We start from the raw sequence: 21997 nt of genomic DNA on the forward strand, positions 1-21997 counted from the left end.
CAAAAACTACCAGTGATGATAAAGTAAGATTAGGAGGAGATGCAGATGACGATGCTCATAAGAGTAGACCCGCTCAAACCAAATGAAGAGATTCTTCGCAAGGCTGCTGAGATGATAAAAGAAGGCGGTGTTGTTGCCTTCCCAACAGAGACCGTCTATGGCCTTGGCGCTGACTGTTTCAACACCACTGCCGTTTTGAAGATCTTCGAGATAAAGAAAAGGCCTGCTGATAACCCGTTGATCGTTCATATTCACGATAAGAATCAGCTCGCACTGTTAGTTGATCAAAGTTATGAAAGGGCTTCTGCGATTATCGATGTCTTTTGGCCTGGACCAGTGACGATCATATTCAGGAAAAAGCCAGCCGTGCCAAAGGAGGTAACTGGTGGGCTTGAAACGGTAGCCGTCAGAATGCCAAGTCATCCGGTGGCATTTAAGTTTCTACAACTCTGTGGTACACCAATTGCGGCACCGAGTGCTAATCTATCAGGCAAGCCAAGTCCTACGAGAGCAGAGCATGTCATCGACGATCTCTATGGAACAGTCGATGCGATAATAGACGGTGGAGAAACTCCATTCGGCATCGAATCGACTATAATAGATTTTTCAAGAGAAAAACCTGTCTTGCTGAGACCCGGTCCAGCCACTGTTGAAGAGATTCAACGTGTTGTGTCAGATTTGCAGATACCGGAGTTTCTTTTGAAAAAGACCGATGAACCAGTTAGGCCGCTGTCACCAGGAATGAGTTACAGACACTATGCACCCGAAAAGCCAGTGATTCTCGTCGCCAACGAGGAAAGGCTTGACGAAGTTCTCTCAAAGTATCCCGATGCACCCGTTGTATGCCCGCAAGAAATGCTATCGAGATTCTACGGTAGGAAAACTATAGTTCTTGGAACGCTGAAAGAACCATTTACAATCGCTCAGCAGTTGTTCAGTGTACTTCGTCAAATAGATTCGTTGACTGCAGATGTGGCAATAGTGATTGGTTTTGAGCCCAGGGGAATACTTTTCTCAGTTATGAACCGCTTGAGAAGAGCCGCCACTGAGATTGTCGAATAGTTGTAACTCAGAAGTGTGTGGTTTTTTAAAGATTTGTGGTGACAAAATCAATTGCCAGTGCGTAAAATTACATTGTAAGACCATTCGAGGGAGGTGAGTTGCCTTGGAAAGTACCAGTAGTTCGCTTAATCTTCCACCATAAACCTTCAAGGAGGTGAAGCGATGAAGGTAAGAGTTCAGGTTGACATCAAGAGGTTTATCGAAAATGGAGATTTCAGAACCCTCAAAACGATTTTGACTCAGCAGGAACCAGCCGAAATCTTAGAGATGATCGAAGAACTCCCACCAGATGAAAAAATCATAGTTTTTCGTTTGCTTCCTAAGGATCAAGCAGCGTTGGTCTTCAGCGAACTCGAAACAGACGACCAGATGGCTTTGATTGAATTGTTTAAGGAAGAACGACTCAGAGAAATAATATCTTCTATGGACCCAGATGACAGGGCGGAACTGCTCGAGGAAATGCCAGCCAATGTTGTCAACAAGCTCCTGTCTTACCTGACACCAGATGAGAGAAAGATAACTTTGTCTTTGCTCAACTATCCTGAGAACTCTGCGGGCAGACTTACCACACCTAAATGTTTGGAACTCTATGCAACAATGACTGTCAGTGAAGCGCTCGAGAAGATCAGGAAGGAGGGTAAGGACAAAGAAACGGTTCATCTGATGCCCGTGATAGAAAAATCCAGAAAACTACTTGGCACCGTTGAATTGCAAGATTTGATCTTCGCAGATCCTAATTCTTTTGTGGAACAAATCATGAATTCAGAACCGATATTCGTCTACGCAACGACAGATCAAGAAGAAGTGGCTCAGATAATGAGAAAATATGACCTTTTTGTAGTGCCAGTCGTAGACAGCGAACAACGCCTGATAGGAATTATAACGATAGACGACGTTGTAGATGTCATAGACGAAGAAGCCACAGAAGACATTCAGAAAATGAGCTCAATGGTCACAACTGAAGAACCATACCTTCATGTGAGTGGCTGGAAATTGATATTCAGACGGTTGCCTTGGCTTGTGGCTCTGCTATTGTTAGAATCTATCAACGGCAATGTGATAGCGAAATTCGAACATTTCCTTGCTTCACTGCCAATAGTTGCCGCATTCATGCCCACGATGATGGACACCGGCGGCAATATAGGATCACAGATATCGGCACTTATCATCAGAGGTATGGCGCTCGGCGAGATAAGATCAAAAGATTGGTGGAAAATCATTTTGCGCGAAATTCTCATCGGTTCTGTTCTCGCGGCCATATTGGGTGTCACTTTGTTCTTCAGATCGATGATGATAAGTCCTTCCTTGAGAGTTGCTTTTTCTGTTTCTTTAGCTCTCGCCGTCGTTGTGATCTTTGCCAACACAGTAGGTGCCATTTTGCCATTCTTAGCACGTTTGATACACATAGACCCTGCCATAATGGCCGGTCCATTGTTGACCACAATAGTCGATGTCTCGGGGATAGTAATGTATTTCTTGGTCGTTCATTCAATACTCAAATGATTTTGACTTTTCTCGTTCAAGGGCGTATAATCTTTTAAGCCCGTAATGGGTTATTTCGTTTTACGAGGAGGAGTTGTGTCATGAAAGGTACTGTCAAGTGGTTTGACCCCAAAAAGGGGTACGGATTTATCACAAAGAAGGAGGGTGGCGACGTCTTTGTCCACTGGTCTGCACTGGAAATGGACGGTTTCAAGACCCTCAAGGAAGGTCAGGAAGTTGAATTCGAAATTCAAGATGGACCAAAAGGTCCTCAGGCAGCCCATGTGAAGGTTCTTCAGTAACAGCAAAGACCTGACCATAATTAAAGCCCCGCAATCTTGCGGGGCTTTTTGCTTTGATATGCTTAGAACTTTATGCTGAAGTTTCCTCCCACAGGCACTGCTGTACAGTTGCTGGTTCCATAGGTTCTCATCTCTATGCCTGCTCCAACTCCCAAAGAAAAGTCAGAGAGATCGAACGTGTATGAGACGCCAATCCCCACAACGTACCCCAACGCGTTAAAGCTTGTTAATCCTGGAATCGAAAGTCCACCGTAACCTTTGATCACGATGGCTGAGAAATCATCGATCGGCAGATTGTACTTCGCTGCAACCAACAGATCGAGTGTGTATTGAGTATCAACACCAAGGAAAGTCGCAATGGTACTGGTTGCATTCAACCCAAACCATGCAAGACCTATGCCCCCGCCTATTTCGACACCTTCAGATACTTCGTAGGTCACCAAGGCTCCAAAAGACACATAAGCAGTTGGGGATGCTGTCGTTGGCGTGGCGACCAGTACAAAGTTGTAAGAACCAAAGACGTCAAGGTTTACCTGTGAAAACGCAATTACAGAAAGAACAAGTGTTACTAAGACTGCTAACTTCTTCATCTGTATTCCTCCTTTCAAATTGTAGAGATTCTGCAAAAGAGTATATCACAACTTCTCGCGGTCGTTGTAATGTTTTCTCATCTTTTCATTCTCTGGTAAGGACAGTATTTCCTCAAGAACACCAACAGCTTGTTCATAGGATTTTGTCCTGACATCTCTGATGAGCATTTCTATGAGCACATCTTTATCGCCGTTCATTATCGCATGCAGTGCCCATTCCATTCTGAGCATCCTGGGAATCAAATACATCTTTATCACCTTTTCACTCAACGGTGGATCTATCTTTTCAACATGCCAACCGTTTCGATCTACGATAGCCGGCACCTCTACAACAACGTTCTTGGGTATCTGTGGTATAGAATCTTCGTTTGGAACGTTTATGACAAAGCGTTGTGCGTTGTTGTTGACGATTGCATCAATGAATGGTATGTGTTGTTCTCCACTCAATGCAGTAGGTGATGAGAACACCTTGATCTCTTGCTTGAGTTCCTCTGGTACAGAACCCTTTGGCAAGAACTTGAGATACGATTCCAGGGAAAGAAGCTTAATTGATTTGTTGTTTGAAAGATAGTTGATCGCATCTGTTATAGTTTTCAACCTCTCCTGGTACCACTGCCAACCGAGCTCGGAATCCGCACCACCCCAAGGTTCACCATACCATTTTTTCTTCGTCTCGAGGTTGTAGTTGTACTTCCAAGAACCATTTCTTGGAGTATCACCTATGGGCAACTGTCCATAGAAGTTGTACATATCGATCGAAGCAGGACTCAATTGTAAATCAAAGGGCGTCTTTGGCTTCCACGATACTGACTTTTCTTTGATCCATTCTTCGAGTAATTCATAACCATTTTTGTCTTCATAATTGAATCTGTTCAACCATATGGCGTGGTTGAAACCGGCAACTTGCCAATCTACTCTTTTCATGTCCAAACCAAGTGCTTCTACCATTTCGTGGACACCATAATGACCGTGACAGAAACCCACTACCTTGATCTTCGAACAGCGCCTTACCAAATTTGTCCCCTCAAAGACCGGATTTGCCGTTTGCAGGAGCCATGCATTTGGACAAAGCTCTTCCATCTTTCTTGCCACATCGACGAAGAACTTCAATTGGTTGAAGTTGCTGATCGTGTAATAATCTGAAACCATGTTGAATTCCTGAGTGTCTACCCCTCGATAATAACCGTGTTTTTCCCCTATGGCTCGTGCCCTTTCAAGGTACGAATGTCCACCTACCATTGCGGTGTTTATGACAAAGTCGGCATCCCTCAGAGAGTCTTCAAGCTGAGTAGTCTTCTCAAATCTCAGATCGCCCCCCAATTCCTTAACGTACCTAAGTGCAAGATCATGAACACCATCAAGCCTTGTTTGATCGATGTCCATCAGTGAAACCAAACTCCCTGCCAAGCCTTTTGTCTTACACAGATCGTTTACCAATCTCATCGAAAACACCGCACTACCCGCACCTATGATACTGATCTTCACTGGCGCCATCTTGTACCTCCTCTCAGACTCCCAAATAAGCCTTTCTCAGCTGTTCACTGTTGACAAGTTGTTCAACACTACCTTCAGCAACTATCACACCATTTTGCATCACACAAACACGATCTGCAACCTGAAGCGACTTCTTTGTATTCTGCTCCGACAACAATATTGTAAGCCTTCTTTCCTTGAGTTTGTCAATGACTTTAAAAATTTCGTTCACCAGTAATGGCATTAGTCCAAGAGAGACTTCATCAAGCAGAAGTAATTTCACTGGTCCTACTAATGCTCTGGCGATCGCGAGCATTTGTTTCTCTCCACCACTCAGGGTCTTGGCGAGTTGTTTCCTGCGCTCAGCTAATCTTGGGAATATCTCAAAAACTTCTTTCACCTTGTTCTTGAAGGTAATCTTGTCTGAGAGAGTACCACCTATCTCTAAGTTCTCCATGACTGTCATGTCTCCGAAAGGGCGAGCCGTTTCTGGAACCATTGAGATACCAAGTTTTGCCCTTTCCCAGCTGTTCATCTGTGTGATCCTTTTACCCTCGAAAAGTATCTCTCCCTCAGCCACTTTCACTAAACCCATAACGGCATTCAGTGTAGAACTCTTCCCAGCTCCATTTGCTCCTATCAACGCAAGTAACTCTCCCTCATTCAACGTAAAAGATACACCATTCACTGCTGTTATTCTTCCGTACCTTACCACAACATTTCTAACTTCAAGCACTTTCTTCACTCCCCAAGTAGGCTTCCATCACCTTTGGATCGCTCATAACTTCTCTTGGAGTGCCTTCAGCTATCTTTACACCGTAATCAAGAACGGTTATTCTGTGCGCAACCTCATTGGTGAAATGCATGTCATGTTCAACAAAGATCACAGTAACACCTTGTGAATTTATCTTCTTCACCAATTTTACGATCTCTTGAGTTTCAAGGTCGTTCAATCCCGAAACGGGTTCATCGAGCAAGAGCAACTGCGGTTTTGTGGCTAAAGCACGAGCGATCTCCACCTTTCTCTGAATACCCAAAGGCAATGTTCCGGCGGGTGAATACAGGTATTCTTGTAACTCACAGCTTTCGGCGATCTTCAGTGCATCCTTCAAATATCGTGAGCCGTAAGGCTTCTCAAAAAAAGAAGTAATCTGATGATATATCTCACAGCCAGAACCAGCTAAGATATTCTCCAGCACAGTCATACCCAAGAAAGTCTTTACAATCTGAAAGGTTCGTGCTATCCCCAGCTGCGATATCTTGTTGGGACGAAGAACCACCAGATTGAACCCATTGAAAAGTACCCTTCCAGAATCAGGCTTCAGGAAACCGTTGATTATGTTGAAAAGAGTGGTCTTGCCGGCTCCATTTGGACCGATTATCGCTCTGATCTCTGCCTTTTCTACCTGAAAGCTGACCTCCTTAAGAGCCTGCAATCCGCCGAATCTTTTGGATATATTTTCTACTGAAAGTGCTACCATTAGAAACACCTCTCAAGAACCCCATTATTCCACTTGGCATGAACAACATGGTGAAGACGATGATCATACCGTAGACAAACATTCTGTAATCTTGGATGAAGCGCAAGAGCTCTGGCAGGATGGTAACGAGTACAGCACCTATGATAGGACCCGTTATTGTACCAAGTCCTCCTATCACAACCATCGTTATTATGCTTATTGAGACGGGAAAAGAAAAATTGTCCGGAAAGATCACAGTCATGTAGTGTGCCCAAAGGTTTCCCGCAAGTCCAGCTAAGGCACCTGCAATGGTGAAAGCATAGATCTTATATCTGGGACTACTCACCCCTATAGACTCTGCTGCATCTTCGTTCTCTCTGAGAGCATCAAAGCCCATCCTCACATATCTCTTAGAGAGGAAAATCACAAACAGTACAACCGCAACAGCCCAGATCAAGGCATAAATGGCATACGCCCTTGTGCCAAAGGTGTGTCCAAAAAACTTCGGTCGAGGTATGGAGATGATACCGTATGGGCCACCGAAGAACGGCACGTAATTAAAGATTGAAACCACAACGAAATTCATTCCAATCGTTGCGAGAACCAAGAAATCTTCCCTAACTCTCAGGGATGGTAGACCGAGCAATGAGCCGATCAAACCTCCGATGATTATGGACAAAACCAGAGCCCACCAATAGTCAACACCAACTTTCACAGTCAAAATCGCAGATGTATATGCCCCTATGCCAAAAAAGGCTGCGTGACCCAATGATACTTGTCCCGCAAAACCAATCAAGACATTCAAGCTCGTAGCAAGTATGACATTCACCGACATAAAGACAGTTATTGTCAAGAGATAGTCTAAACTCATCTCTGCACCTTCCCGAATAGACCTTCAGGTCTGAACATCAGCAAAACGATCATCGCCAAAAATGCAATCGCGTCTCTGGGTAAGAGAAATCCAAAATAATACACGATGAAAGTCTCAATGATACCCAGAAGATAACCGGCTATCACAGCACCTCTAATACTTCCAAAACCACCGAGTACAACGACCACAAAAGCTTTGTAAGACGGTATACTACCCATTGTCGGATACACTGTGTTTTCGTACAGACCAACCAAGATCCCTCCAAGCGCAGCCAAAAGAGATCCAAGGAAGAAACCAAAGAAGATAGTTCTATCTGTGTTGATGCCAAAGGCACCTGCAAGCTGTAAGTCATTTGCACAAGCCCTCAACCACTTACCAAACTTCGTTTGGCTGACTATGACGTAGACAGAGATCAGCGCTATCACGGTCACGAGAATCACCAAAAGACCCCTTGAACTCAGATAGAGCGACGAACTCATCAAGTCAGGTAGCGGCACGTACACATCTATCGGTCTCTTGTAAGGCCCCCATAGGAGACGGTATAGATCTTCCATAGCTGCGAACAAACCAATACTCATCACCAGTGGAACGATTCTCCCTCTACTGAGAACCTTTTTGTACAGTCCTTCGTAAACAAGAGAACCAACCAAACCAGCAAAGAGCAATGAGAGGAAAACTGACAGTGGAAAAGAAAGACCTCTTTCATACAGAAACAAGGCAAAAAGAGCACCAAAGGCATAGATACCAGCGTGTGCTATGTGCAGTATTTTCAAAACGCCATAGACTAAGGTTAAACCAATCGCAATCAGCACGTAACTACTTCCAAGAACTGCTGCATTCACCAAATTCTGCAACAGCAAAAGTGATCACCCTCTTCTGAACAAGAGGGGGCAGAAGCCCCCTTGAGTTAAGGTGTGACTACCTCAGGGTCGCTTATTTCCCAGAACCAATGGAATCTGTTGCCAAGGTAGATCTGGCAAGTAATTGTTCTCACAGCCTCTCTGGCTGCGGTGAAACCACGAAATCCGGTGACGGAATTCTCGAAGGTCATTATGGTACCCAAGGCATCTCTGATCTTTTGTGGATCATAAACACCTGCGATCTGTACGGCTTTGGCAGCAACCATTACTGCATCGAAGGCAGATGCGGCGACCATATCGGCGTCTAAGTTGTACCTGGCAGCGTACTCCTTTATGAACCACTGGGTGATCTCACTCTTGCTATCTCTGTCCAGATCGGTGGTTATGACTACTCCGTTTGCAGCCTTTTGCTCTGCAAGTTTCGCGAACTGAGGTGAATCATAACCTTCTTGACCAATGATCGGTATGAAAATACCCAGCTGTCTTGCCTGAGAAACAAGTCGCGCGGCTTCGGCAAAGTAGCCCGTAGCATAGATGACATCAGGTAGATTAGCCTTTATCTTCAGCAAAATGGGTTTAAAATCAGTTTCTCCAAGGGGATATTTCTGTTCAAAAGTTATTTCGGCGCCAAGCTTTAAGGCTTCATCTTTGAATCCCTTTGTCAGAGAAACACCAAAATCGTTGTCAACGGTGAGAATTGCGATCTTCTTAGCCCCGAGTTTTTGCACTGCAAGGTGGGCTCCTGCTTTGCCTTGGACTGTAGCGAGCGTGCCAACTCTGAAGATGTATTCACCAGTCGCGACGATATCCGGGTGGACCGCATAAGCAGAGATCATTGGTACCTTCAGCTGCTGGTAAATCCCTGCTGCTGCCTTTGTTGGGCCACTGTAAGATCCACTGACAACAACGGCTACCTGATCCTTTTGAACGAGTTTGTACGCAATGTTCACAGCTTGGTCAGCCTTGAAGTTGTCGTCGTAGTAGACCAGTTCAACCTTGTCTCCCAGAATACCACCGTGTGAGTTCACATACTCCGCAGCAAGCATGGCACCATGAAGTGCACTCTCTCCATCGGCTGCAGCGGGCCCAGTGAGAGGCACGAAAAGCCCGATCTTTACTGCTGCAAAAGAAATCGCCGTAAGGAGTACCGCCACAAGCACCAAAGCTTTTCTCATCTTCGATCCCCCCAAAAATGCTCGCAAAATGCGAGCAGAATTAACTTGTTTACTATTGTACCATATTCAACTGAACTAAACAAAACCTTTGTTTTCAATGTTCCCAAAAGTTTATCATCTTTCAGACGTGGCAGAATATCTTTGGAGGCGTGGTCTGATGTGGGTGAAGGATGAAAGAATGGCACATTCTTTGAAGATCTCTTCAACAATAGCTTGGGCAATGGCGATATTCTTCTTGTTGGTCCTTGCGGTTGTAGGTGTTGAGTATTATTTCGTGATCGTAGTCTGCTCAATTGAAGGCTTTGTAGCGGTGTTATTAACAGCTCAGTATAGAAATTACTCGCAGGGGATCTTTCTGAGTGACTTTGAAATCATGCTACCAGGGGTGAGACAGCATAAGATCAACGCGCAGAACCTCGACAAGGTGATCGTTCAGAATCTCTCTGGTAGATCTGATATGAGATACGCCTTGAAGTTCAGACTCAAAGACAGACGATCTTACACCGTGGGCTTTTCCTCAACAGATTCGCGTCGTGAAGTAGTTGAGCTACTCGCTGAATTCTGTCCACATGTTCAGATAATTGACAAAACCAAAAAGATTTTATGATGAAATGATCTTGAAATAATTCACAAGATACTTTTACAGTCGAGTGATAAAATCTCTGTGCTGTCTGAGGTGGTTGTGTGAAAAGGACTTCGATGCGTGGGGGCGTTTTGAGATCAGTTTTTGCTTTCCTCGTGACAGGAGTTGTTGTGAAGATCTTCTTTGATGAGAGTCAACCGCAGTTGTTTCCAACTGTTGTTGCGTTAATTGAATTTTTGAGTAGTTTTGCGCTGATGTACTTCGTCTTTGGATTTGGACACAAGATATTCAAGGCTGGCAGTTCTATGTTCGTATACGCCAAATATCTGTATTTTTTAGGTCATTTTTTCACCATCGCAACCATAAACATCGTGGTGATGGTTGTCGAGACAACTTCTATTTTGCTGATAACCACAGGTCTCTTTTTGCTTTTCAAAGACACCTTTGGTGGTGAGCTGTGGCGGCTCGCTTTTTCGGATTCGCTGACTGGGTTGCTGAACAGAGGAGCTTTTTTGAACAGTTCGCGAAAGATTTTGAGAAATCTTGCCAAAGACCAAAGAACTGCTGCTTTGATCTACATCGATTTAGATAGGTTCAAAAGTGTGAACGACCTTCATGGTCATCATGTTGGAGATCATATGCTCGAGATTCTCAGCAAGAGGATGAAAAACTCCGTGCGAGAAGGCGATCTTTTATGCCGCCTTGGTGGAGATGAATTCGTGATTTTACTGGTAGGTGCCAGTGAGAAGGTTGCTCAAGAGGTTGTAAAAAGGATAGTTGATTCGATCTGTCGGCCTGTGTCTTTTGATGGCTTAGCCTTGTGCGTAGGTGTAAGTGCCGGGATAGCCATGTTTCCCAGGGATGGTACATCTATAGATGATCTGGTGAAAAAGGCTGATAAAGCCATGTACAAAGCAAAAGAGAGAAATCTGGGATATCTTTTTGTTGATCAAATAAACCAAGCAGATTGAGGTGATAGAATGTACGATCTCTACAGGGCAATGATAGTCGAATACGGTTTGAAGATGCTCAAGTCGAATCAAGTAAGTGGAAGCTCCGGAAATCTGAGTGTGAAGATCTCTGAGAATTTGATCGCTATAAGTCCAAGTGGTATTCCATACGATGAACTTCTGCCAGAACAAGTGCCTGTTATCGATCTCAACGGAAAAATTGTCGATGGCTCCTACAAACCCTCAATAGAACACAAACTACACACAGAGATCTACAAAAGCTTTCCAGAAGTTGATGCGGTGATTCACACACATTCTATTTATGCGTCAGTTCTCTCAACATTGCGGATCTCACTACCAGCGATCACAGAGACTGTGCTGATGATCTCAGAAGAGATACCCATTGCGTCGTATGCAAACGCCGGTACCTTTGAGTTGGCAAGAAACGTCGTCGAGGCTATGAAAAAGAGCAGAGCTGTCTTGATGGCAAATCATGGACTCGTCTGTGCTGCAAAAACCATGAAGGAAGCTTTTTCTATGTGTGAGAACGTTGAAAGAAATGCCCAGGTCTATGTACTGGCCTTATCAACTGGAAAAATGGTTCACACAATAGATGAGGCTCACGCTAAGGAAGCTATGGAATTTCTGAGAAAAAATTATGGTCAAACCACTTAGGGTATTTCTATTTTTTTCGTGGCAAAGCAAGCAATATACCTACAGAGATTAGAATGATTCCAAATACTATGCGAAGATAAGTCGCTTTGTAGAAACTCACTTGAAAGAGCAGAACTGCAACTGCAAAGATGATGATAGACGAAATCAGCATTCCTTTTCTTTTGGAAACAACATATCCTTGCAACAAACCAACGCCGGGTGCAACGACAAAGATGGGCCAAAGCCGAGTCAGAATGGAGAAACCAAAGATACAACACAGCAAGAACAACATCCCAATGGTTGTGAGAATACCACCTGCTATGAAATTACCTGTTGACTTACCGAAAAAACCGAATTCAAACATAAGTCCAAGAACCAACAAAGTGATCGTCCAGAAATAGTTTCCACTGAGATTGAATATCATCAAAAACCCGAGTAACACAAAAAGTATTCCAACAAGAATTCCCATTCTTTTACCCATCACCTTCCCCCCTCTGGTTGAGCTCCCTTTGAAGTTGCAATGCTCTGAGATAAGTCTCGTGAATCGTTTTCATCAGAGCGCCTCGAACACCTTCTCTTTCCATCCTGTACACACCTTCAATCGTTGTTCCTGCTGGAGAGGTGACCACGTGTCTGAACTCACCAGGATGATCACCTAATTTAAGCAACAGTTCAGAGGAACCTCTCAGTGTTTCGAGCACCATTAAACGAGATCTTTCGTATGACAACCCCATACGAATGCCAGCGTCTATCAAAGCTTCAATTATGACGAAAATAAAGGCTGGAGCACTGCCGCTGAGCGCAGTGACTGCGGCTAAATGTTTTTCTTCAACTTCTACGATCGTACCCAAAGACGACAAGAGCGTGCAGCATTTCTCCCAATCATCTTTATCGACTTGTGAGGAACGGCTGACACCCACTACACCTCTGCCGATCATCGCCGGAACATTTGGCATGATCCTTACCACCTTCTGGCAGTTCGTCTTCTGAACGATTCTCTCTATCGGCACAGCAGTCATGGTACTCACAATGATAGTGCTCGTGAGTGTATCGAGTTGTGAAAACATCTCTTCGCTGTCTTGAGGTTTTACGCATAGAAATACAACATCACAAGAACGAGAAATTTCAGCAGGTGTTGCTGTTCTGTAACCCTTTTCCACAAAAGGTATCAATTTATGTTGAGATCTGTTTGCCAGAAGTATTTCCTCGGGCTTCAGCAGACCGGATTCAACCAATCTCTTTGCAATGATAGAACCTATGTTACCGACGCCTATAATCCCTATCATCTGTCTTTCCCCTTTCTTCAAAACACGGTCTCATGACGAGAGATACTTTGAGAAATAGAGCAAAAGAAAGAATCCCAACCTTTTTCGATGATCATAGCACATTGTACTCGTATTTTCAACTTGATCTCTTGACGCGGTTATCGTATCATAAAGAAAAGACATTTCATAAAGTGAAATACACTATCCTTAGAATGGGAGGGATTCAGATGAAGAGAGTGTTGACACTCTCGCTGGTGGCTTTATTACTGGTCTTTGTTTTCGCGGAGTGGAAACCTACCAAATCGATCACTGTGATCGTTCCTTGGGCTGCAGGTGGTTCTACCGACCAAGTCACAAGAATGATCACAGCCCAAATGGAACCATTCCTCGGCCGTAAGTTCGTGATCGTGAACACGCCAGGCGGAGCAGGTTCAATCGGTACAGTTAACACATGGAATGCTCCACACGATGGTTATACCTGGACCGCCAACGCCATTTTGGACCTAACAAAGTATGCGTTGCTCGAAGAGACGATTCCATTCACCCACAGAGATTGGAGGTATTTGCTTTGTATCTATGCACCAAATGTTGTGGTTGTGAACCCAAACACTCCGTACAAGACTATAGACGAGTTGGTTCAAGCGATGAAAGCCAATCCTGAGATTCCAATTGGTTCAGCTGGTACTGGTAGTGGTGGACACGTTGCAGCGGAAATTTTTGCCGAATACTTTGGTTTGAAGTACAAACACACTCCGTACGCTGGTGGAAATCCTGCAACCGTTGCAGTTGTCTCCGGTGAGGTTGTTGGAAATATGCAGTTCTCAATGGAGGTCGCAGACATGCTCAGAGCGGGCAAGTTGAGAGCTCTGTGCACTCTCAGTGCTCAACCGCTCACTATCTCCGGCTATGGAACTATACCTTCCATTCGCCAGTGGTATCCAGACTTTCCAGATGTTGGTGCGTACTTTGGGTTGATCATTCCGAAAGATGTTCCACAAGAAGTGTTCGAGACTGTGGAATCAGTCTTCCAAAAAGCAGCAACCAGTCAAGCGATGAAAGATTGGGCAGACAAACAAGGTCTGGTATCTGTATGTATCTATGGTGAAGAAGCAAGTAACATAGTAGAACAAGTCGCAAGAAGAGTTACGTGGCTTCTGTACGACAGAGGCGTTTTGAAAATATCTCCTGAAAAATACAACATACCAAGGATCGGACAATAGTTAAAGGCGCCCCTTGTGGGCGCCTTTTAGGAGGTCTGCAAGATGCAAAGGGACAAGATAACCGCTTTAGCTTTCATTGGTCTGGCTCTGTTTTTCTTGATTGGAGCTCTTCAGATGCCTAAGCAGACAGAGTATGGAAGATATGGAGCACCAGGAAACGTTCCTGTAGTTTTCTCAACGATTGTGATAGTGTTGAATCTCGTCATGTTTCTTAGAAAAAAGAGGCAGGATGACAGCACAAAACGCGTTGAAGAAAAGAAGGTAATCGCTACGGAGAACAAGAGATTACTGGTTTCAGTAATCGTTTGCCTTGCTTACGTGCTTTTGCTGGGGCACCTCAATTTCATAGTCCTCAGTAGTATATTCATTGCAACTCTGTCGTTGATCTTTTATCGAAAGAAACCGATTCTGATAGTAGTTGCATCGATACTCGTGACCTACGGCATTTATTATATCTTCGATAAACTCTTTCTCTTACCTTTGCCTTAAAGGAGTGCTTTTGAATGAATGTGCTCGCAAGTTATATTCAGTACATCGTTGAGATATTCACTGATCCTCTCCTCTTGTTCAACATGATGTGGGCGACGCTGTTGGGTATCCTCGTTGGTGTACTTCCGGGACTTACTGCAACCCTCGGCGTTGCAATCCTGACAACGCTGACCTTTGGTTTTCCGGCAAAGACTGCTATAGCCATGCTCGTTGGTGTTTACATAGGTGCAATTTATGGAGGGAGTAGGACAGCCATTGTTTTGAACATACCTGGTACACCTGCAAACGCCGCAACTACTGTCGATGGCTTTCCTCTTGCCCGTTCTGGCAATGCGGGTTTTGCTTTGAATGTTGCTACTATAATGTCTGGAATTGGATCGATCATTGGCGCGGTTTTCATAGTCACGCTGGCACCTCTGCTGGGAAAACTCGCACTGCAATTTGGATCGTGGGAATTTGCAGTCCTTGCGATCTTCGGAACGATCATTGCCGGAAGTCTGACGGCACCTAAGGATCCTCTCAAGGGCTGGATATCAGGATTCTTAGGATTGATGATCTCACTGATAGGTCTTGATGAGATCACTTCCTATCCACGGTATACTTTCGGAAATATCCAACTCTACGGAGGAATTGCTCTACTGCCTGTTCTCGTAGGTGTGTATGGTATACCTGAGATACTCACAAGTCTGAAGAGAGTTACTAAGCCAGAGGTGGCTTTAGATTTCTCAAAGACCGCAGGTGGTCTCTCTTACTGGAAAACAATTGTTAAGAATTGGATCAACATAATCAGATCTGGCGTCGTTGGAGTCTTTATAGGCGTTATTCCTGGTGTGGGTGAGGATGTCGCTTCTTGGGTTTCGTACGATCTTGCAAAACGTTCGAGTAAAGAACCAGAAAGATTTGGTAGTGGTTCTATAGAAGGGCTCTCAGCAGCTGAGACGGCAAACAACGCATGCGTTGCAGGTGCTATCATACCGGTGCTCACCCTCGCTGTGCCTGGCAGTGCACCTGCCGCGGTTTTGTTAGCAGCTCTGTGGATACACGGCGTTAGGGCTGGACCACTTCTGCCCATAGAACATCCAGAGATGATTGGCAACGTGGCAGCCATGTTCACAGTGGCAACTCTATTGATGGTAGTCTTTGGATTGATCATAACAAGATTATTTCTGAAGATTCTCCTTGTGCCGACAGAGATTCTCATGCCAATAATCTTTGTGCTCTGTATAGTCGGTACTTACGTTTTGAACGGGCGAATGTTCGACGTGTGGATAATGCTGCTGTTTGGATTGCTAGGCTATTTTATGAGGTTGAACGATTTCCCTGCCGCTCCTTTTGTACTAGGTTTCATCCTTGGACCCATGGCAGACACAAATATAAGGCGCGCACTGATGCTTTCAAAAGGTAGTTTAATGCCCTTTGTCACACGTCCAATTTCATTGGTATTGTTGATCGCGATGGTTCTTGTGATGATTTCAAAGTACATACCTAAAAAGCGGGGTGCGAAAAGTGAATAAGATAAAAGTTGGTATCGTCGGTGCTGGTTTTGTTTCACACATACATGTAAATGCCTACAGAGAAAACAAGGAGTTTTTCGATATCGTCGGAATATGCGCTTTCCACGTAGAAAATGCCGAGAAAGTAGCAAAACAATATGGTATTCCAAGGGTTTTCAAAGACTACGAACAACTCGTTAAAAGTGAATTGATAGATGTCGTAGATGTTTGTGTACCAACGAATGTACACGAGGAAATAATCTTAGCTGCAATTGAAAATAGGAAGAATGTCATCTGTGAAAAGCCGCTCACGGGATATTTCGGTGAAGATATGCCCCATGTTGATAGAGTTGGGCAGATAGAGAAAGATCACATGTACCAAAAGGTTCTTGAGAAAATCAAGCGCATTGAAGATGCATTACGATCCGGCAGATCAAAGTTCATGTATGCAGAGAACTTTGTGTATGCACCGGCAATTCACAAAGCAAAAAGACTCATTTCAGTTTCGAAAGCACCGATACTCGAGCTGAGGGCTGAAGAAAGTCATTCTGGATCACACGCCTCTTATTCAAGAAGATGGAAAACCGCCGGTGGTGGAAGTCTGCTGAGGATGGGATCTCATCCAGTTGGTGCGGTATTACACCTGAAACACTTCGAAGGCAGGCAAAGAAGTGGTGAACCGATCCATGCGAAGTCAGTCTTTGCAGAAGTTGGAAAGCTGACCAAGATGAAGAGTTTCAAGGAGTTCGAAAGGTCTTATATGGTCACCGATTGGTTCGATGTGGAAGACTGGGCTTGTGTGGTCATAACCTTTGAAGATGACTCAAGGGCAGTGGTGATGTCGAATGACGTAAGCCTTGGAGGAGTTAAAAACTTTGTGCAGATCAACACGGCAAATGGGATGATATACTGCAACATCACACCGAACAACATGATGGTAGCTTACACACCTTCTGAGCAAACCTGGGGCGAGGAATACATAGCTGAAAAGATTGAGACAAAAGCCGGTTGGACCTTCCCCTCGCCAGACGAAGATTGGGTCAGAGGTTATCCACAAGAGATGAGAGACTTCGCCTTAGCGATGCTTGGAGAAAAGCAGCCAGAATCAGACTTCGAACTGGCTAAGGAAACCACAAAGGTTATCTACGCCGCCTATCTTTCGGCTGAAAAAGGTATCAGAGTGGATCTTTGAAAACGGAGGTTTGCCAAATGGATCTATCTTGCGAATACGTGGGACTGAAACTGAAAAACCCTATCGTAGTTGCCTCATCTGGCCTTGCCGAGAACTTGAGGAACATGAAGAAAGCTGAAGAACACGGTGCGGCATGCGTGGTGGTGAAGTCCTTCTTTGAAGAAGAGGTTTGCCGCCTTTCACCAACTCCAAGGTTTGAAATAATCGAAAGAAAGATGGGAAAACTGAAATCTCAAACCTTCTATTCCTTTGAGCAAGCCAGTCCCTATGATGGCAAAAGTTATTTCGAAGAGATCAGAAAAGCTGTCAACACACTTTCAATACCGGTGATACCGAGCATAAACTGCATCACAGACGACGGTTGGAAAAGGTATTCACAGATAGCAGAGCAAGTCGGTGCGCCAGCTATAGAACTGAATGTTTCATGCCCACACGGATCGATATCTTTTAGAGGAGGCGATGTTGAAGAAAAGATCCTGAATGTTGCTCACATCGTGCGCAATGCAGTCAAAATTCCAATAATCGTCAAACTTCCCATGCAGTTGTCTTCTCCTCTTTCGATGGCGAAGATGCTCGAGAGGATTGGTGTAAATGGTGTTGTCATGTTCAACAGATTGACAGGTCTTGACATCGATCTTGAAAATGAAAGACCGATCATGCACGGTGGATATGCTGGTCATGGAGGTCCATGGGCATTCAACTATGTACTGAGATGGATTGCCACAAGCAGCCCTCACCTTTCTCTGTCAATAGCGGCTTCAGGCGGTGTAGGAAGTGGTGAAGATGTCATCAAGTACATTTACGCTGGAGCAGATGTGGTTGAGGTGTGTAGCTTGATATATCTTCTGGGCTATGAAGCCATAGATCACTTGCTTGAACAGATAGAGCAATTCATGAAAAGAAAGTCCTACAATGACTTTTCAGAGTTCAGAGGTAAGGTGAGTGGTAAAGCAATCCTGGGTAACGAAGAGATCGATAGAAGACATCTCTTGAAGGCTGTGATCGATCCACAACTGTGCACTTCTTGCGGCATCTGCAAGAGGGTTTGCATCTACGATGCACCGATAAACCAAGAGAAAGCCTATTTCATAACAGATCTATGTGATGGCTGTGGACTGTGTGTAAAACTTTGTCCAACGAAGGCTATTGATATGGCACCTTGGGAGGAGAAAAAATGAAAAAGTTCGTCGCAGATGTGGTGGTCATCGGTGGCGGTGGAGCTGGCATGAGGGCAGCTCTATCTGCTAAAGAAACGGCACCTGAATTGGACATCTTGTTGGTCAGTAAAAAACCTCTGGGCAAAGGTGGAACAACTGCTCTGGCATGTTCTGATAGAATGGCTTTTCACGCAACCTTGCCTTACACCTTGCCCATTCACGACAACTTCAAAGAACATGCCATGGACATATACAAGATCGGTGGTGAGGTCTCCGATTATGATTTGGCTGAGGTTCTTGCGATGAAGAGCGCAGATGCTGTCGAGTATCTGCTGAAGATAGGTGTTCCTTTTGTCAAGACAGCCAATGGCAAGATCGATCAATTTCTCACCGACGGATCTGTCTACCCACGTGCATGTTATGTGGGACCAGAGACTGCGATAGAAATCGCAAAGGCTTTACACAGAGAAGTGATTCGTTCAAAGGTGAAAGTCATCGAAAATCTGATGGTCTATGACTTCCTCGTCAGAGAAGATCGAGTGGTCGCGGCAAAGGCAATTGACCTTCAGACAGATGAATTAGTTTCTATTCAAGGAAAGACCTTTGTTTTGGCAACGGGTGGTGCTGGAGCACTTTATCGACAAAATGTTTTTCCAAATGAAATGACAGGAGATGGCTATGCCGCTGCACTCAGAGCGGGGGCAGAACTCGTCAACATGGAGTTCATGCAGATTGGTATCTGTCATCCACATCTACTTTTTGCAAGTTCAGGAAGTATGTTCAGGGCGTTGCCAAGAATTGTGGATGAATCACAAAGGGAGTTTATAGCAGAATATCTCAACGAGTCAGACAGAAGTGAATTGACGACCCTTGAGTTCAAAAAGGGTGCTCACTGGCCTGTTTCCTATGAATCTCCAACGAAGGTGATAGACCTTGCCGTCTATGCGCACACCTTGAAAGGGCACAAGGTGTACCTGGATTTCACTAAAAACCCAAGTTACCTTTCAGCAGAGAAGGTCCCACTGGAAATTCTCAGATGGAGTGAAAAGGTCTCAAGCGAATTGTTCTCAAAGACTACACCGTATGAAAGGCTGTCGAAGATCAATCCAACTGTTGTTGAATGGCTGAAAAGAAAGCACATAGACCTTTCAAAAGAGCCAATTCAGGTGCAGAATGCTTTACAACATTTTCAAGGTGGTATCAAGATCGACAGAGATGCAAGAACATCGCTCAAAGGTTTGTACGCAGCTGGAGAGTGCGCCGGAGGTCAGCACGGTGCCAACAGACCTGGTGGCAACTCGCTACTCGACACTCAGGTCTTTGGAAAGATCGCCGGACAAAATGCCGCTATCGAAGCAAGGCAGATTCCTTTAGTCCAAATCAATCTAAGCGCAGACGAAGAACTGTCTACAGAAGGCGAAGTACCATCCTCAAGGGCACGAAAGATGATCGTAGATATCCTCTCGCAATCTGGCTTTTTGGTCAGGCAAGAAGAGCAAATCGTAAAGGCTATGAGCGAGCTTGAAATGATCGAGAGAGAAGGCATCTGCCAAGATGAAAATGGTTTAGCCCACTTGATGGAAACGAAAAACATGCTCCTTTTGGCAAAGGTAATCTTGACATCGATCCTGTTGAGGGATGAAAGCAGAGGACCTCACCTGAGATTTTCGCATTTCGATCCACCGATTATGAGTTTCTTACCGAGAAAAGACGATTGGAACAGATATATAGTTTTCCGGATTGATGAAGATCAGAGATTACGATACGAGATAAGAATTCCAGCCAGACCAAGAGGTGATTGAATGAAAGCAAAAGCGATGGTACTCGAACAATTCAACCAACCGCTTGTACAGAGAGAATTTGAGCTGTCAAGGTTGCCAGAAGGTGCTCTGTTGGTGAAAATCCTTGCCAGTGGTGTCTGTGGAAGCGATCTTCATATGGCAGAGGGCGAAGACCCTCGAACGCCACTACCGATAATACTTGGGCACGAAGGCGTTGGAGAGATAGTGCAGATAGATGGCAAGAAGAAAGATCTCAACGGTGAAGAACTTAACTCGGGCGATTGGATTATCTGGAATCGAGGCATAGTTTGCAACGAATGCTTCTGGTGTAAGGTGGCAAGACAGCCATATCTCTGTCCAAACAGAAAGACCTACGGCATCAACCTTTCGTGCAGAGATTATCCACATCTGCTCGGGGCATACGCTGAATACATGGTTTTGTTCAAGGAGACGGAGATACTGAAGATCCCCAAATCAATCGATCCGGCTAATCTTGTGCTGGCTGGTTGTTCTGGTGCGACTGCGATGCACGGTTTTGATGTACTCTCAGAACCGTTGCTCGGTAAGACTGTAGTGGTTCAAGGTGCAGGACCCTTAGGTGTCTTCTGTGTTGTCGCGGCTAAGTCTTTGGGCGCTTCCACAGTTGTGATGATTAGCGGGACCAAACAACGACTCGAATTGGCTATGGAAGCAGGAGCAGATATGGTTCTAAACCGTCACGAGAGTTCCTCAGAAGAGAGAATCGCAATTCTGAAGACTCTCACGCACAATCGTGGGGCGGATGTGGTGATAGAAGCAAGTGGTAGCAGCAACGCATTGATCGAAGGTTTCAACTTGCTCAGGCGTGGTGGCACCTATCTGGTTACAGGTGTTGCTGTGCCTCAGCAGGCCATACCGGTCGATGTCTATAAAGACTTGGTTTTCAAGAATATCGATCTTAAAGGCATATGGGTGAGCGATGCGAGACATTTAATACAGGCAGTCGAGTTGGTGATCCGACACGAAAAAGTCTTTGAGAAGCTCGTTACGCACAGACTTCCTTTAGAGAAGGCAAATGAAGCACTCAGATTGGTAGAGGAAAGGCAGGCGCTGAAGGTTGTCCTCACATGTCAGTAGACTGAAAGATAATAAGAACTTTCTGGAAAGTCCCAAGAAACTCCTCGAGATCATGGAATACGTTGTTCGAAATCCTGCAAGTGTGAGCACAAAAGATGTGGCGAGAAATTTCTCGATGAGTATCTCTAATGCCTTCAAGTACTTAAAGCTGTTGGAGGAGTACGGTTTTGTCGTCAAGAACCAAGAAAAAAAGTACGTTCCAGGTTTCAAATTCGTCGATTTTGGAAGTGTCGTACTGCGCAGAGTAGAGTTGAGAGAGATAGCAAGATCTTATCTCTTTGATCTGTTAGCAAAGACTCATCAAACGGTCAATCTGGTTGTGCGTGATGGTGACATGGCGGTCTATGTAGATAAGATAGAGTGTGCTGAAAGTATGCCTTTGATGTCGCGTATCGGTATGCAAATGCCACTTTACAGTACCAGCTTCGGCAAAGCCATACTTGCCCATTTCACAGAAGAAGAGCTGGAGAAATACTTTGCACGAGTTGAACTTTTGAGAAAGACTAATAAAACGATCGTTGAACGACAGAAATTGATCGAACACTTGAAAGAAGTGAGAGAAAAAGGCTACGCTATCGATGACGAGGAAAACGAGTATGGAGTTAGGTGCATAGGTTGTGCCATCTTGAACCACGAAGGCAGACCAATAGGTGCTGTGAGCATTGCGGGTTCGAAGAACAAACTCACCATGAAATTGATTAGAAAATACGCAACATCGGTGATCAGTTGTGCCAGTGAAATCTCAAAAAAGCTTGGTTACGCAGATTCCATACCCAGATGAATCTTTCACACAGCCCATTGATTGGTGATCTGCAGTAACTG

At 44.7% G+C, this 21997-nt stretch carries 23 protein-coding genes; 14 read left to right on the forward strand and 9 right to left on the reverse strand.

Features of this window, described 5'->3' with window-relative positions; all coding sequences use genetic code 11:
• Positions 1 to 45 precede the first annotated feature (45 nt).
• From ACSFC1_RS05280 to ACSFC1_RS05290, 3 genes are all read left to right on the forward strand, one after another.
• Positions 46 to 1062 (forward strand): L-threonylcarbamoyladenylate synthase, encoded by a 1017-nt coding sequence (locus tag ACSFC1_RS05280; RefSeq protein WP_435565073.1) that lies wholly within the window; start codon positions 46 to 48, stop codon positions 1060 to 1062.
• 162 nt (positions 1063 to 1224) lie between these two features.
• Positions 1225 to 2565, forward strand: coding sequence for a magnesium transporter (mgtE, locus tag ACSFC1_RS05285; RefSeq protein WP_435565074.1), 1341 nt, complete (start codon positions 1225 to 1227; stop codon positions 2563 to 2565).
• Positions 2566 to 2645: 80 nt separating this feature from the next.
• Positions 2646 to 2846: a cold-shock protein gene (locus tag ACSFC1_RS05290; protein ID WP_435565075.1), complete on the forward strand. Its 201-nt coding sequence runs from the start codon at positions 2646 to 2648 to the stop codon at positions 2844 to 2846.
• 62 nt (positions 2847 to 2908) lie between these two features.
• Here ACSFC1_RS05290 and ACSFC1_RS05295 read toward each other — a convergent pair whose 3' ends face one another.
• Genes ACSFC1_RS05295 through ACSFC1_RS05325 form a run of 7 tightly spaced genes read right to left on the reverse strand, consistent with a single transcriptional unit; the run spans position 2909 to position 9275 of the window.
• Positions 2909 to 3436 carry a hypothetical protein gene (locus ACSFC1_RS05295; RefSeq protein WP_435565076.1) on the reverse strand — a complete coding sequence of 176 codons (528 nt, stop codon included), beginning with the start codon at positions 3434 to 3436 and terminating at the stop codon, positions 2909 to 2911.
• A gap of 45 nt (positions 3437 to 3481) precedes the next feature.
• Entirely contained in the window at positions 3482 to 4930 is a 1449-nt protein-coding gene (gene aglA, locus ACSFC1_RS05300) for an alpha-glucosidase AglA (RefSeq protein WP_435565077.1), read from the reverse strand.
• 13 nt (positions 4931 to 4943) lie between these two features.
• Positions 4944 to 5645: an ABC transporter ATP-binding protein gene (locus ACSFC1_RS05305; protein WP_435565078.1), complete on the reverse strand. Its 702-nt coding sequence runs from the start codon at positions 5643 to 5645 to the stop codon at positions 4944 to 4946.
• The gene (locus tag ACSFC1_RS05310; protein WP_435565079.1) at positions 5638 to 6390 is read right to left on the reverse strand and encodes an ABC transporter ATP-binding protein; all 753 of its coding nucleotides are present in this window, start codon (positions 6388 to 6390) and stop codon (positions 5638 to 5640) included. Before ACSFC1_RS05310 ends, ACSFC1_RS05305 begins: the two co-directional genes overlap by 8 nt.
• A complete protein-coding gene (locus ACSFC1_RS05315; RefSeq protein ID WP_435565080.1) occupies positions 6332 to 7240 on the reverse strand; it encodes a branched-chain amino acid ABC transporter permease in 909 nt (302 codons plus the stop codon). The genes ACSFC1_RS05310 and ACSFC1_RS05315 overlap by 59 nt, the downstream gene beginning before the upstream one ends.
• Positions 7237 to 8100: a branched-chain amino acid ABC transporter permease gene (locus ACSFC1_RS05320; RefSeq protein ID WP_435565081.1), complete on the reverse strand. Its 864-nt coding sequence runs from the start codon at positions 8098 to 8100 to the stop codon at positions 7237 to 7239. The genes ACSFC1_RS05315 and ACSFC1_RS05320 overlap by 4 nt, the downstream gene beginning before the upstream one ends.
• 47 nt (positions 8101 to 8147) lie before the next feature.
• The gene (locus tag ACSFC1_RS05325) at positions 8148 to 9275 is read right to left on the reverse strand and encodes an ABC transporter substrate-binding protein (RefSeq protein WP_435565082.1); all 1128 of its coding nucleotides are present in this window, start codon (positions 9273 to 9275) and stop codon (positions 8148 to 8150) included.
• A gap of 157 nt (positions 9276 to 9432) precedes the next feature.
• Here ACSFC1_RS05325 and ACSFC1_RS05330 point away from each other — a divergent pair, with 157 nt between their 5' ends.
• The 3 genes from ACSFC1_RS05330 to ACSFC1_RS05340 all read left to right on the forward strand — a co-directional run bounded on the left by ACSFC1_RS05330 (position 9433) and on the right by ACSFC1_RS05340 (position 11483).
• On the forward strand, positions 9433 to 9882 hold the full coding sequence (locus tag ACSFC1_RS05330; RefSeq protein ID WP_435565083.1) for a hypothetical protein: 450 nt from the start codon (positions 9433 to 9435) through the stop codon (positions 9880 to 9882).
• Between the two features lie 77 nt (positions 9883 to 9959).
• Positions 9960 to 10829, forward strand: coding sequence for a diguanylate cyclase domain-containing protein (locus tag ACSFC1_RS05335; RefSeq protein ID WP_435565084.1), 870 nt, complete (start codon positions 9960 to 9962; stop codon positions 10827 to 10829).
• Positions 10830 to 10838: 9 nt separating this feature from the next.
• Positions 10839 to 11483, forward strand: a complete 645-nt coding sequence (locus tag ACSFC1_RS05340) for a class II aldolase/adducin family protein (protein ID WP_435565085.1) — start codon at positions 10839 to 10841, stop codon at positions 11481 to 11483.
• Between the two features lie 7 nt (positions 11484 to 11490).
• Here the strand turns inward: ACSFC1_RS05340 and ACSFC1_RS05345 are convergent, their stop codons facing one another.
• A complete protein-coding gene (locus tag ACSFC1_RS05345; RefSeq protein WP_435565086.1) occupies positions 11491 to 11943 on the reverse strand; it encodes a hypothetical protein in 453 nt (150 codons plus the stop codon).
• Entirely contained in the window at positions 11936 to 12748 is an 813-nt protein-coding gene (gene proC, locus ACSFC1_RS05350) for a pyrroline-5-carboxylate reductase (RefSeq protein ID WP_435565087.1), read from the reverse strand. Before proC ends, ACSFC1_RS05345 begins: the two co-directional genes overlap by 8 nt.
• Positions 12749 to 12954: 206 nt before the next feature.
• On the opposite strand from proC, the gene ACSFC1_RS05355 reads away from it, so the two are divergent.
• Genes ACSFC1_RS05355 through ACSFC1_RS05390 form a run of 8 tightly spaced genes read left to right on the forward strand, consistent with a single transcriptional unit; the run spans position 12955 to position 21956 of the window.
• Positions 12955 to 13947, forward strand: coding sequence for a tripartite tricarboxylate transporter substrate binding protein (locus ACSFC1_RS05355; protein WP_435565088.1), 993 nt, complete (start codon positions 12955 to 12957; stop codon positions 13945 to 13947).
• A 42-nt stretch (positions 13948 to 13989) separates the two neighbouring features.
• Positions 13990 to 14436, forward strand: a complete 447-nt coding sequence (locus ACSFC1_RS05360; protein ID WP_435565089.1) for a tripartite tricarboxylate transporter TctB family protein — start codon at positions 13990 to 13992, stop codon at positions 14434 to 14436.
• A 14-nt stretch (positions 14437 to 14450) separates the two neighbouring features.
• Complete coding sequence (locus ACSFC1_RS05365) at positions 14451 to 15950, forward strand: tripartite tricarboxylate transporter permease (RefSeq protein WP_435565090.1); 1500 nt, start codon at positions 14451 to 14453, stop codon at positions 15948 to 15950.
• Positions 15943 to 17121, forward strand: a complete 1179-nt coding sequence (locus ACSFC1_RS05370; RefSeq protein WP_435565091.1) for a Gfo/Idh/MocA family protein — start codon at positions 15943 to 15945, stop codon at positions 17119 to 17121. Before ACSFC1_RS05365 ends, ACSFC1_RS05370 begins: the two co-directional genes overlap by 8 nt.
• 17 nt (positions 17122 to 17138) lie before the next feature.
• Positions 17139 to 18299: a 4Fe-4S binding protein gene (locus ACSFC1_RS05375; protein WP_435565092.1), complete on the forward strand. Its 1161-nt coding sequence runs from the start codon at positions 17139 to 17141 to the stop codon at positions 18297 to 18299.
• Positions 18296 to 20080 carry an FAD-binding protein gene (locus tag ACSFC1_RS05380; protein ID WP_435565093.1) on the forward strand — a complete coding sequence of 595 codons (1785 nt, stop codon included), beginning with the start codon at positions 18296 to 18298 and terminating at the stop codon, positions 20078 to 20080. Before ACSFC1_RS05375 ends, ACSFC1_RS05380 begins: the two co-directional genes overlap by 4 nt.
• The gene (locus ACSFC1_RS05385) at positions 20081 to 21175 is read left to right on the forward strand and encodes a zinc-binding dehydrogenase (RefSeq protein ID WP_435565094.1); all 1095 of its coding nucleotides are present in this window, start codon (positions 20081 to 20083) and stop codon (positions 21173 to 21175) included.
• The gene (locus ACSFC1_RS05390; RefSeq protein ID WP_435565095.1) at positions 21156 to 21956 is read left to right on the forward strand and encodes an IclR family transcriptional regulator; all 801 of its coding nucleotides are present in this window, start codon (positions 21156 to 21158) and stop codon (positions 21954 to 21956) included. Before ACSFC1_RS05385 ends, ACSFC1_RS05390 begins: the two co-directional genes overlap by 20 nt.
• Positions 21957 to 21997: the final 41 nt, after the last annotated feature.

This window comes from Pseudothermotoga sp. U03pept (assembly GCF_051235805.1).
In the GTDB taxonomy this organism is placed as follows: domain Bacteria; phylum Thermotogota; class Thermotogae; order Thermotogales; family DSM-5069; genus Pseudothermotoga_B.